Source organism: Vibrio sp. Vb1337, assembly GCF_033338715.1.
Classification (GTDB): domain Bacteria; phylum Pseudomonadota; class Gammaproteobacteria; order Enterobacterales; family Vibrionaceae; genus Vibrio; species Vibrio alginolyticus.
On sequence record NZ_JAWOTD010000020.1, the window covers coordinates 70,368 to 82,042 of the forward strand.

At 47.1% G+C, this 11,675-nt stretch carries 14 protein-coding genes; 8 read left to right on the forward strand and 6 right to left on the reverse strand.

The genetic code is table 11. From position 1 onward, the window contains the following. Positions 1-26 precede the first annotated feature (26 nt). The 3 genes from rsmB to def all read right to left on the reverse strand — a co-directional run bounded on the left by rsmB (position 27) and on the right by def (position 2,890). On the reverse strand, positions 27-1,310 hold the full coding sequence (gene rsmB, locus R7E42_RS19110) for a 16S rRNA (cytosine(967)-C(5))-methyltransferase RsmB (RefSeq protein WP_213969047.1): 1,284 nt from the start codon (positions 1,308-1,310) through the stop codon (positions 27-29). 80 nt (positions 1,311-1,390) lie between these two features. After that, on the reverse strand, positions 1,391-2,338 hold the full coding sequence (fmt, locus tag R7E42_RS19115; RefSeq protein WP_064368874.1) for a methionyl-tRNA formyltransferase: 948 nt from the start codon (positions 2,336-2,338) through the stop codon (positions 1,391-1,393). Between the two features lie 33 nt (positions 2,339-2,371). Further along, a complete protein-coding gene (def, locus tag R7E42_RS19120; RefSeq protein WP_005379068.1) occupies positions 2,372-2,890 on the reverse strand; it encodes a peptide deformylase in 519 nt (172 codons plus the stop codon). A gap of 138 nt (positions 2,891-3,028) precedes the next feature. Between def and R7E42_RS19125 the strand changes: the two genes are divergently transcribed. The 4 genes from R7E42_RS19125 to R7E42_RS19140 all read left to right on the forward strand — a co-directional run bounded on the left by R7E42_RS19125 (position 3,029) and on the right by R7E42_RS19140 (position 6,344). Then, on the forward strand, positions 3,029-4,123 hold the full coding sequence (locus R7E42_RS19125) for a LysM peptidoglycan-binding domain-containing protein (protein WP_239938709.1): 1,095 nt from the start codon (positions 3,029-3,031) through the stop codon (positions 4,121-4,123). Then, positions 4,107-5,216 carry a DNA-processing protein DprA gene (dprA, locus tag R7E42_RS19130; RefSeq protein WP_053350676.1) on the forward strand — a complete coding sequence of 370 codons (1,110 nt, stop codon included), beginning with the start codon at positions 4,107-4,109 and terminating at the stop codon, positions 5,214-5,216. Before R7E42_RS19125 ends, dprA begins: the two co-directional genes overlap by 17 nt. Before the next feature lie 2 nt (positions 5,217-5,218). Continuing rightward, on the forward strand, positions 5,219-5,698 hold the full coding sequence (locus R7E42_RS19135) for a DUF494 family protein (RefSeq protein ID WP_005379074.1): 480 nt from the start codon (positions 5,219-5,221) through the stop codon (positions 5,696-5,698). 76 nt (positions 5,699-5,774) lie between these two features. Beyond that, complete coding sequence (locus tag R7E42_RS19140) at positions 5,775-6,344, forward strand: type I DNA topoisomerase (protein WP_017821580.1); 570 nt, start codon at positions 5,775-5,777, stop codon at positions 6,342-6,344. 66 nt (positions 6,345-6,410) lie between these two features. On the opposite strand, the gene R7E42_RS19145 is transcribed toward R7E42_RS19140, so the two are convergent. Next, positions 6,411-7,544 (reverse strand): 5-(carboxyamino)imidazole ribonucleotide synthase, encoded by a 1,134-nt coding sequence (locus R7E42_RS19145; RefSeq protein WP_054579450.1) that lies wholly within the window; start codon positions 7,542-7,544, stop codon positions 6,411-6,413. Between the two features lie 4 nt (positions 7,545-7,548). After that, positions 7,549-8,034, reverse strand: coding sequence for a 5-(carboxyamino)imidazole ribonucleotide mutase (gene purE, locus R7E42_RS19150; protein WP_005379082.1), 486 nt, complete (start codon positions 8,032-8,034; stop codon positions 7,549-7,551). A 199-nt stretch (positions 8,035-8,233) separates the two neighbouring features. Between purE and R7E42_RS19155 the strand changes: the two genes are divergently transcribed. From R7E42_RS19155 to R7E42_RS19170, 4 genes are all read left to right on the forward strand, one after another. Next, positions 8,234-8,791 carry an L-threonylcarbamoyladenylate synthase gene (locus R7E42_RS19155; protein ID WP_005379084.1) on the forward strand — a complete coding sequence of 186 codons (558 nt, stop codon included), beginning with the start codon at positions 8,234-8,236 and terminating at the stop codon, positions 8,789-8,791. Between the two features lie 47 nt (positions 8,792-8,838). Next, positions 8,839-9,756, forward strand: coding sequence for an oxygen-dependent coproporphyrinogen oxidase (gene hemF, locus R7E42_RS19160; protein WP_047104448.1), 918 nt, complete (start codon positions 8,839-8,841; stop codon positions 9,754-9,756). A 101-nt stretch (positions 9,757-9,857) separates the two neighbouring features. Continuing rightward, positions 9,858-10,691 carry a shikimate dehydrogenase gene (gene aroE, locus R7E42_RS19165; RefSeq protein ID WP_213886919.1) on the forward strand — a complete coding sequence of 278 codons (834 nt, stop codon included), beginning with the start codon at positions 9,858-9,860 and terminating at the stop codon, positions 10,689-10,691. A gap of 3 nt (positions 10,692-10,694) precedes the next feature. After that, on the forward strand, positions 10,695-10,958 hold the full coding sequence (locus R7E42_RS19170) for a DUF1488 domain-containing protein (protein WP_238844197.1): 264 nt from the start codon (positions 10,695-10,697) through the stop codon (positions 10,956-10,958). 7 nt (positions 10,959-10,965) lie between these two features. Here the strand turns inward: R7E42_RS19170 and R7E42_RS19175 are convergent, their stop codons facing one another. Continuing rightward, complete coding sequence (locus tag R7E42_RS19175) at positions 10,966-11,514, reverse strand: gamma carbonic anhydrase family protein (RefSeq protein WP_033906568.1); 549 nt, start codon at positions 11,512-11,514, stop codon at positions 10,966-10,968. Positions 11,515-11,675: the final 161 nt, after the last annotated feature.

An 11,675-nucleotide genomic window follows, 5' to 3' on the forward strand; every position in this document is an offset into this window, starting at 1 on the left:
CTTCAATCGCCCTATTTAGCATGCTGTTACGCGTGTGTCTTAGTTAGCACTGCGTAGTAGAAACCATCCATATCTTCTTCGCCTGGTAGAATTTGACGACCAGGCTGGTCGGGATCAGAATCCAGCAGTTGCGCATCCGCGGTACGTGCTAAAAACGCTTTTACTTGCTCCACGTTTTCTTGCGGTATGATTGAACAAGTCGCGTAAACCATGGTGCCGCCGGGCTTCAGTTGCGTCCACATGGCATCAAAAATTTCACTTTGCAGCTCTGCTAATGCGGCGATGTCGTCTGCACGACGTAGCCATTTGATGTCTGGGTGACGACGAATCACGCCAGTCGCAGAACATGGGGCATCCAGCAAAATGCGATCAAATTGCTCGCCTTGCCACCATTCTTGTGGATTACGCGCATCACCGCAAACCACTTTTGCCTGAAGGTTGAGACGCTTCAGGTTTTCATGCACACGTTTCAAGCGTGTGTCGTCGCAGTCAATCGCGACCACTTCACTGCCCGACGTGCGCTCTAGAATGTGCGCAGTCTTGCCACCTGGCGCAGCACAGCAATCTAAAATCCGTTCGCCGTCTTGTGGTTTTAGGTAGTTGATCGAAAGCTGCGCCGCCGCATCTTGTACCGAAACCCAACCTTTATCAAAACCAGGTAGCTTCATCACGTCACATGGTGCGGCCAATTTTATGGCGTCCATTGCTTCTGTGTGTGGCGTGCTATCAATGTTTTCATTTTTGAGCAGCGCAAGGTATTCATCACGAGTGTGGTGTTGATGGTTCACACGCAGCCACATTGGTGCTTTTTGGTTGTTCGCTTCAACAATACTTTCCCATTGCTTTGGGTAGGCCTCTTGCAGCAGTTTTAGTAACCAGCTTGGGTGACCGTACTTGCCAGCGTTGTTGCTGACGGCCATTTGGTCGAGTTCTTCTTGGTTGCGCTGGTAGTTACGCAATACCGCGTTAATCAAACCACGCAGACGAGGACCTTTCAGCTCTTTAGTGCCTTCAACCGTTTCACCGACTGCTGCGTGCGCAGGAATACGCATGAAGCTCAGTTGGTAAATACCAACCAGAATTAGGTGATGGAATACACGTTGTTTGCCTTTTAGCGGCTTATCCATCAATTGGTTTGCGATCATTTCTAGGCGAGGTAGGTAACGTAGCGCACCGTAACAGATCTCTTGTAACAGAGCGTGGTCACGAGGTCGTACCGTTTGTTGAGCCGCTGGAAGAGCGCTTGAAAGTGAGTGGCCCTTGTCGACGACAAGATACAGGACGTTAGCAGCCGCAGCGCGAACATTCATGATGAGTACCTTAAAGTAAAGGAGGGCATCTCTGCCCTCTAAAAGTTCGTATAATTGGGGATAATAACCCCTAGTATGGCTTAAACTAGCAGAGTGCCCACTTCAAACCAAGCCGCACGCGAATTCAGAATATCCTGAACTGACATGGCTTTTTTGCCAGGAACTTGCAGTTGCTCTAGCACCAGTATGCCGTTGCCTGTCGCAACATAGATACCGGTTTTATCTGCTTGCACGATGGTGCCGGCTGGCTTGTCACTGGTTTGCTCTGCCACACGGCTTTGCCATACCTTGATGCTGTTTTCTGCCGCCTCAAAGTGGCTCATTGGCCATGGGTTAAATGCACGAACGCAGCGCTCAATGTGCGCCGCATCGTCGTTCCAGTTGATGCGTGCTTCTTCTTTGCTGAGTTTTTTCGCATAGTTCGCTAGCTCATCGTCTTGCTTCACTGGCACTGCTTTACCCGCAGCAATGTCTGCTAGGCAGTCAATCAGGGCTTCTGGACCAAGCTCAGCCAATTTTTCGTACATTGAAGCGCTGGTATCTGTCGCTTCGATTGGCAGAGTTGCAATCTTCAGCATATCACCAGTGTCGAGACCGATGTCCATCTGCATGATGGTTACGCCAGTTTCTGCATCGCCCGCCCAAATAGAGCGTTGGATTGGAGCCGCACCACGCCAACGAGGTAGGATAGAACCATGTACGTTGATACAACCCAGTTTAGGGGTATCAAGAACCGCTTGTGGCAGCAGCATACCGTACGCAACGACAACCATGAGATCGGCGTTCAGATCGGCAAGTTCTTGTTTCGCTTCGTCGGACTTAAAGCTTTCAGGTTGGTAAACCGGGATGTTGTGTTCCAGCGCCAGTTGTTTTACCGGTGGCGCAGCCAATTTCTTGCCACGACCCGCTGGACGATCTGGGTTTGTGTAAACCGCGATGACTTCATGCTCCGAAGACAACAACGCCGCCAAGTGACGGGCGGCGAAATCCGGAGTACCTGCAAAGACAATACGTAAAGACTGACTCAAGGTAGGCTTCCTTCTAATTGGTATGGTTCGAGATTAAGCGTTTTGCTGCTTCTCGTTAAAGCGTTTGATTTTTGCTAGCTTGTCCTGAATGCGTTTGCGTTTCAGTGGTGATAGGTAATCCACGAATAGCTTACCTTGTAGGTGATCAAGCTCGTGTTGAACACAAATCGCTAGCAGGTCGTCGGCTTCAAAGGTGAACTCTTTGCCATCACGATCCAGTGCTTTAACGGTAACTTCTGCAGCGCGAGGCACAAGTGCGCGCGCACCTGGTACCGACAGACAGCCTTCTTCGATGCCATCTTCGCCACGCTTTTCCAGAATCTCAGGGTTGATTAGCACCATCGGCTCATCGCGAGTTTCTGAAATATCAATCACTACGATACGTTTGTGGATATCAACCTGCGTTGCAGCAAGGCCAATACCTTCTTCGTCGTACATGGTTTCAATCATGTCATCGACGATTTTTTGAATCTCAGGTGTCACCGCTTCAACAGGCTTTGCGACTGTGCGCAGGCGATCATCCGGGAATGTTAATACTTGTAATACAGACATATTCACTCGAAATATTGAACTGTGCCGAAACAGCACAAACCTTGTTGGCTCAATTCTAGACATTTTATAGCCTAAATGACAGCATCCTTGCACCAATTTCCATTCTGGTTCCTGCTTAATAGACCAAGGACGAGGGTCATGAATCGAATTTTCCGCAACGTTGCCAGTGTTACGTTGCCGTTACTTTTCTCTTTCAACGCTGTAGCAAATGTGGATGCGAACCCACTGACAGTTAAAGATGATGCGCCACAAACGTATGTAGTCGTGAAGGGCGATACGCTATGGGATATTTCGGCCATGTACTTGGATAGCCCGTGGTTGTGGCCTCGTTTATGGCAAGTAAACCCGGAAATCGACAACCCTCATTTAATTTATCCTGGAGACAAGCTGTCTTTGGTGTGGATTAACGGTCAGCCCGTGTTGAGCCTAAAACCGGTTAAGAAGCTGAGCCCGAAAGCTCGCATCACAGAAAAGAAAGCCCTACCAACGGTCGCGGAAGGTTTGGTGATGCCTTACCTCAAATCGGATCGGTTGCTAGATAAAGATTCGTTGAACAGAGCAGCAAAAGTGATGGGTAGCAGCAAAGGCAGTAAGTATCTGACTGCAGAAGATGTGCTGTATATCAATGGCAATCAGACCGCGACAGGTTGGGCTATTTACCGACCAGTAGCTACCTTTTCGCGTGACGATGTGTCCGAAGAGATTACCGCGCTGCGTTTGATTGCCAAAGGCGAGCTCGTTGAAGCTTCGAGTGATTATTCAGGTTTGAAGCTTACATCGCAAATGCAAGAAATCCTACGTAACGATATCGCGTTGCCAAATCAATCGGTTGAGAATACTGACTTCACGACTACGTTCTATCCGCTGCCGTCGCCACAAGGCAGTTCTGCAAAGTTGCTAGGTAATATCGAAGGTATTCGCTTTAGTTCAACTAACCAAGTCGTGGTGATTGATAAAGGCACGTCAGACAATCTCAAGCAAGGCAGTGTGTTTGATTTAAAAGAAGACGCGCACCCAGTTTACAAAGACGGCGATGAGTTCAAGAAAGAGTTTGGCGTGCTTGATAAGAAAATCACTTTGCCTCAAAGCAAAGTTGGTGAGTTGCTGGTCATTCGTCCTTATGAGTACTTTAGCTTGGCACTGATCACTAACAGTACGAAACCCATTAACCAAGATATTTCGGTGGTGTCACCGTTGGCGGACGAATTAACCATCGATGAATCGACGAAATAACGATGATCTCGCTGCCTGGTTAAAACTGAGTTGTTTACCAGGCATTGGCGGCGTCAAAATGAATAAGCTACTGGCAAGAGACACGCCACGTAACATCGTAAACTTCTCTCCTGAACAGCTACAACAACTTGGGTTAACAACTAAGCAAATTCAAGCTTGGGCTTCAACAGATAAAGAAGTCGATGCTTGTTTAAGCTGGCTTGAGGCTTCTACAAACCATCATATCCTGACACTGACTGACCCGCGTTATCCACCTCAACTCAAACAAATCGTTGCACCGCCACCTCTACTTTTTGTTCAAGGAAACCCTACTTGTCTTTCTCAGCCACAAATCGCGATGGTTGGCAGTCGAAATGCGAGTATTGATGGATTACAGCATGCACGTCAGTTTGCTGCAGAGTTTGTTCAGCACGATTTTATTGTCACCAGTGGTCTCGCTTTAGGCATTGATGGTCATGCGCATGATGGTGCGTTGCAAGCGGGTGGTAAGACGATTGCGGTGCTAGGATCTGGCTTAGAAAATATTTATCCGGCACGTCATCGTGGTTTAGCGCAACGTGTTATTGAACATGGGGCTTTGGTGTCTGAGTTTCGGCCTAATGCCAAGCCGCGCCCAGAAAACTTCCCGCGTCGTAATCGTATTATTAGTGGATTATCGCTTGGTGTACTGGTCGTCGAGGCGGCGAAAAAGAGCGGCTCGTTAATTACAGCTCGTTACGCGCTTGAGCAAGGTCGAGAAGTATTTGCGCTGCCAGCGTCAATCAATGCCCCCAATGCCTGCGGTGGAAACCAGTTGATACGTCATGGCGCTTGCCTCGTAGAAAAGACGAAAGATGTCTTAGATGAAATACAGTCCTTGCTTGATTGGTCTATTAATCAGAGTACCGATTTATTTTCTACGTTAAATGATGAAGAAGAATTGCCATTTCCTCAGCTGTTAGCTAACGTAGGAAGTGAAGCTACACCGGTTGATATTCTTGCAAACAGGACCAATATACCTGTCCAAGAAGTCATGATGCAGCTCTTAGAGTTAGAACTCTCTGGGCATGTCGTTGCGGTTTCAGGTGGCTATATTCGAAAGGGGAGGGGCTAGCTATGATGATGGATATACTGATGTATCTATTCGAAACCTACATCCATAGCGATGCAGAGTTACAGGTCGAACAAGACGAGTTGGAAGAAGAGTTGCTTCGTGCTGGCTTCCAACAAAAAGATATCTACAAAGCCCTTGTCTGGTTAGAAGAGCTTGCCGCATTGCAGCAAAGTGACACCTCTTCTGCAATCTCGACTTGCATGGCTTCGTCATCAACTCGTATCTACACAGCGAAAGAGATGCAGCGTTTAGATTTGGAATGCCGAGGATTTCTATTGTTTCTCGAGCAAATCAATGTGTTAACCACAGAAACTCGCGAAATGGTGATTGACCGAGTGATGGGATTAGAAACGAGTGAGTTTGAGCTTGAAGACCTCAAATGGATCATTCTGATGGTGCTGTTTAATGTGCCTGGCAACGAAAACGCTTACACGCTAATGGAAGAGCTGTTGTACACCAAGGAACAAGGGATTCTTCACTAACCATCTGGGCAAGTTCGAGTTTAGCCAGAATAAACGCGAGCTTGTCTTTTTGTGTGTTTTTCACGAAACGGTAAGTATGAGTAGTAAAATCGACAACACCCTTTTCTCTGCCCATGAACACGCTTTGGAGCACGAGCCGTGTCCAAAATGTGGTGGTGAGCTGACTCTCAAGCACGGAAAACATGGCCCATTTCTCGGCTGTAACCATTACCCAAGCTGTGATTACATTAAACCGCTACACAGCAATGATGGTCACATCGTGAAAGAGTTGGGTGTGCCTTGTCCTGAGTGTGGCAATGAGTTGGTTCTCCGCCAAGGGCGCTACGGTATGTTCGTTGGTTGTAGCCATTACCCGGCTTGTCATCATATTGAGTCGATTAATCAACCAGAGCCAGAGGCGCAGTCACAAGAGCAACACGCTTGCCCTGAATGTGGCAAAGGACATTTGGTTGAGCGTAAAACCCGATTTGGCAAAACCTTCTACGCGTGTGATAACTACCCTAAATGCAAATTTGCTGTGAACCTTGCTCCGGTCAAGGGGCGATGCGAAGAATGTGGTTTTACTTTGTTGGTGGAGAAGAAACTCGCCAGTGGTGTGAAATTGCAATGTGCCAACCGTAAGTGCCAGCACACCCAACAAGGGTAAATACATCAAAGGAATTAAAAAGGGTCGCATCGTGCGACCCTTTTTTTATTTTTTTGCTGCCAAACGTTAGTGTTGAGGCTGTTTAGCGAACGCTTGCACGGCTGGGAAAGCTATTGGGTCTAAGATGTCTGCCAGAGCGCACAACCTACGGTGCAATTCTCCTGGGTAGTCGCCACACACGTTGATGTGTCCCATCTTGCGACCTGCACGTTTCTCTTTGCCATACCAATGAAGGTGGCAACCATCCATTAATAACAATGCTTCTGGTAGTGTGTCTTCACCAAGAATATTAATCATTGAGGTTTCACGAACCAATTTCGTACTGCCTAATGGTAAGCCGCACACTGCGCGCAGATGGTTTTCAAACTGACACGTTTCTGCACCTTGCTGTGTCCAGTGACCAGAGTTGTGCACGCGTGGAGCAATCTCATTCACTAAAAGTGCCCCATCGACATCAAAGAACTCAAGCGCTAATACGCCAACGTAATCTAGGCTATCTGCGACTGCCGTGAACATTTGCTTTGCTTGTTCCTGTAACCCTGGCGCATCAATCGCAGTAGAAAGACTCAATACACCGTTGGTGTGGACGTTCTCTGCCAGAGGATACACTTCCACACTGCCATCTTTGCTTCGAGCACCAACCAGTGATACTTCGCGGTTAAAAGGAACAAACTCTTCAGCAACAATCGCTTGAGTTGGTGTTGCCGCGATGCACTCTGCCATCTCAGTCCAAATGTCGTCGACTTGAGAAGCTTCTTTTAAGCGCCATTGGCCTTTACCATCGTAACCACCTAATGCACTTTTCAGAACCATTGGCATACCAACGTGTTCAATTGCGCGCTCAAAGTCTTCACGAGTTTCAATGACGTAGTATTTCGCGTTGCGCACGCCGGCATCATCAAGCAGTGCTTTTTCAATACGGCGATCACCACCTGCTTTGATGGCTTGCGTACTTGGTAGGAACTTGCCGCTCGCTTCGCAAACTTTGAGCACGTCATGTGGAATATGCTCGAACTCGGCAGTAATCACATCAACTTGCGTAATCGCATTTTCCAAGCCATGGCCAAGTACCTGTTGAGTTAAAGGGTGAACGACATCACCGCTGCTGACATCGTAAGCTGAAATTTGAATATTCAGTGGCGCACCAGCCAGAGACATCATACGAGCCAACTGACCCGCACCAAGAACCAGTACATGCATCTGATTAATCCTCTGCAGGGTTTGGATTTGCGAGAACTGTTTCCGTTTGCTCATTACGGAATGCTTCTACCTTCGCCATGATGTTTTCATCATGAGTGCCTAGGATTTGCGCTGCTAGGATACCGGCGTTTGCTGCGCCCGCTTCGCCAATCGCCAATGTACCAACCGCAATTCCCTTTGGCATCTGTACAATAGAAAGCAGTGAATCCATACCTTTCAGTGCACGAGACTGAACGGGAACCCCAAGCACAGGCAAACTAGTAAACGCCGCCGCCATACCTGGTAGGTGGGCTGCACCACCTGCGCCTGCGATGATAACTTTGATGCCGCGTTCTTTTGCGCCACTGGCGTAGTCAGCCAGTAATTGAGGAGTTCGGTGTGCTGACACGACTTTTGTTTCGTAAGGCACGCCAAATTGGTCTAGCATGTCCGCTGCTAGTTTCATGGTTGGCCAATCGGATTTAGAACCCATGATGATACCGACTTTCATCTCAAACTCCTTTAAGCTGCAAAAATTAGGTGAGCTATAAATTTGTGCGCATTATACGGGGATTTTTATCTCAAGCAAACGTTTGCGTCTTGTTGTTGGCGCTATTGATACATTTTATAAAAAAATTGCTTTAGTGTCTGAGAATGAATATTTGTACACTTAGTGAAAACAACACAGTCAAACAAATAGGAAGTAATCGGTGGATAACTTTGAACAAGTGCTCAACGCACTCAAGCAAGGCGAAGTGATTGCCTATCCAACAGAAGGGGTTTTTGGTGTCGGATGTGATCCAGATAACCCAGAAGCAATTCAAAAGCTATTAGAGCTCAAGCAGCGTCCGGTAGAAAAAGGGCTGATTCTCATCGCGGCAAGTTATGATCAGCTCTTGCCTTATATTGATGAATCTCAGTTGACTGAAGAACAATTACAGACTGTTCATGCCACTTGGCCAGGCCCATACACTTGGATCATGCCAGCGAGCGATAAAGTATCCAACTGGGTTTCAGGGCAGTTTGATTCAATTGCGGTTCGTGTGACTGATCATCCTTTGGTGCAAAAAATGTGTAATGCATTCGGAAAGCCGTTAACCTCTACCAGCGCGAACCTTTCCGGCTTACCACCGTGTATGACCACGGAAGAAGTCGAAGAGCAGTTGGGTGATAAGCTGGTCGCCATTCTTCGTGGCGAGACCAGCGGTCGTGATAAACCCAGCGAGATTCGTGACGCCAAAACTTCACAAATATTAAGACAGGGTTAACCCTGCTAGCCAGCCATCATTAGGTTTCACGTAATAGGTAATAACGTATGTCAGCGATCGATAAGCACGCCGTAAAGCAGTTCTTGATGTCACTTCAGGATTCCATTTGTCAGCAGTTAGAACAAGAAGATGGAAAGGCCGTCTTTGTCGAAGATGCATGGCAACGTGAAAAAGGAGAGCGTCTGGGTGGCGGTGGTCGCTCACGTGTTTTGCGTGATGGCCTTGTTTTCGAGCAGGGAGGCGTGAATTTCTCGCATGTGGAAGGGAAAGAAATGCCAGCATCTGCGACAGCGCATCGCCCAGAGCTAGCGGGTCGTCGTTTTGAAGCGATGGGTGTTTCTTTGGTTATTCACCCTAAAAACCCTTACGTACCGACTTCACACGCCAATGTCCGCTTCTTTATTGCAGAAAAAGATGGCGAAGACCCAATTTGGTGGTTTGGTGGTGGTTTTGACCTAACGCCGTTCTACCCATTTGAAGAAGATTGCCAATCATGGCACGACACTGCAAAACAGCTTTGTGCACCATTTGGTGACGATGTTTACCAAGAGCATAAGGCATGGTGTGACAAATATTTCTTCCTACCACATCGTAATGAAACTCGCGGTGTTGGCGGTTTGTTCTTTGATGATCTAAACCAGTGGGAATTTGATAAGTGTTTTGCTTACATCAAAGCAGTCGGTGAAGGCTATTGCCAGGCTTATTTGCCGATCGTTTCTCGTCGTAAAGAGATCGAGTATGGTGAGCGTGAGCGTGAATTCCAACTATATCGTCGCGGCCGTTACGTAGAGTTCAACTTAGTGTATGACCGTGGCACCTTATTTGGTTTACAAAGTGGTGGGCGTACTGAGTCGATTCTGATGTCAATGCCGCCGCTCGCTCGCTGGGAGTACTGCTACGAGCCAGAAGCGGGATCGCCAGAAGCTGAACTTTACGAGCGATACCTAACGCCCCGAGAGTGGTAAGCACGGAATCTCCTTTTCTATATAGATAGATAGTGATAGGGTCATCTGTAATCAGGTGGCCCTGTTTTCTCTATATCTAAGTAAGGAACAAAGGTAAGGAAATGACCCAGCAAATCGATCGCTATGCCGTGTTTGGTAATCCTATCGGACACAGTAAGTCGCCATTCATTCACACCTTGTTTGCTCGTCAAACTAATCAATCTTTGGTGTACACCGCAGAAAGTGCACCTGTTGATGGTTTTATTGACGCGGCGAAGGTGTTTTTTGCTGAAGGTGGCAAGGGGTGCAACATCACTATGCCATTTAAAGAAGATGCTTATCAATTTGCTAGTCGATTGACAGAACGGGCTCAGTTAGCAGGCGCGGTAAATACCCTCAAGAAGTTAGACGATGGTGAAATCATCGGTGACAACACTGATGGTGCAGGTTTAGTGCAAGATCTGCTTCAGCATCAGGTTGTATTGGAAGGCGCGCGAATCCTAATTATTGGCGCTGGTGGTGCAGCTCGTGGTGTTATTAAGCCACTACTCGATCAAAAGCCGACCTCTTTAACCATTACCAACCGTACCTTTAGTAAAGCACAGGAGCTTGCAGAGCTGTTTGCCTCTCACGGTCCTATCCGCGCCAAAGAGATGGCAAGTATTGATGAAGAGTATGATGTCATCATTAACTCCACATCCGCTTCTCTTAGTGGTGAACTACCGACTATTTCATCCTCCATCTTTGCCGCTAACAGTACAAGCTATGACATGATTTATGGCAAAGGGGTGACGAGCTTTAACTTATGGGCAAAAGAGAATGGCGCCGCTCATGCGTATGATGGTCTTGGAATGTTAGTTGGGCAGGCTGCGGAAAGCTTTATGCTTTGGCGTGGCTTACGTCCTGGTGCTAAACAAGTTCTCAGAGAACTAAGAAAGAACCTTGAAGGTCAATAAGCGATGAATCAATCCATCTTATTCCCAGATATTCAATCATGGGATGAAGTATCACAATCGGTAAACTTTTCGGCGCAACAATCAGGCGCACTAATAGAGTGCTTTGTGACGAAACAAAAGCTAGAAAAGCTCAGTGGTTCACTGATTGAAACTGAGCAAGCGGCAATTAAAGTGTTTACTGGCTACCGATTCGACCTAGAAGAAATGGCTGAAGAGCTAATAGAAGATGAAGCCTTCAACGAAGAAGGCCATATCATCATCGGTTAACAGGGCTTTAGTTCAAGTCTTTTACTTCATTTAAGTAGTCGTTTTTGTTCTGCACATAGTTGTTGGCAGACTTTTGCAAGAAAGCTCGTTCTTTTTCTGATAGAGGGCGAGCTTGCTTTACTGGGCTTCCAACATATAAGTAGCCACTTTCTAATACTTTCCCAGGTGGCACTAAACTGCCTGCTCCGATCATCACCTCTGACTCAATTACAACAGCATCTAAAACAATAGCTCCCATACCAACCAAAACACGATCGTGGATCTGACAACCGTGCAGCATCACTTTGTGGCCAATCGTAACGTCATTACCAATAATCAATGGGTAGCCGTTTGGGTTTTCGGCGTTCTTATGGGTGACATGCAAAACACTGCCATCTTGAATATTCGTTCGATCACCAATGTGAATGTGGTTTACATCGCCTCGCGCTGCTACCAATGGCCAAATGCTAGAATCATCGCCAATTCGGATATCACCGACTAAAACAGAGGTTGGGTCAACGTAAACACGCTCACCAAGTTCAGGCTTTATACCTTTGTAGCTTCTCATTGAGCTCATCTTTTTTCCTTATTCAGGGCGATTACAGGGTGTATGGAGGTAGAATAGTAGTGAAAATTCGCCTTTTAGAATAAAAAACACCCAAACGATAAAAAAATCAAAAAAAACGAGAAAAAGGGCTTGCCAATGTGATCGCAATCTCTATAATGCCACCTCGCTGA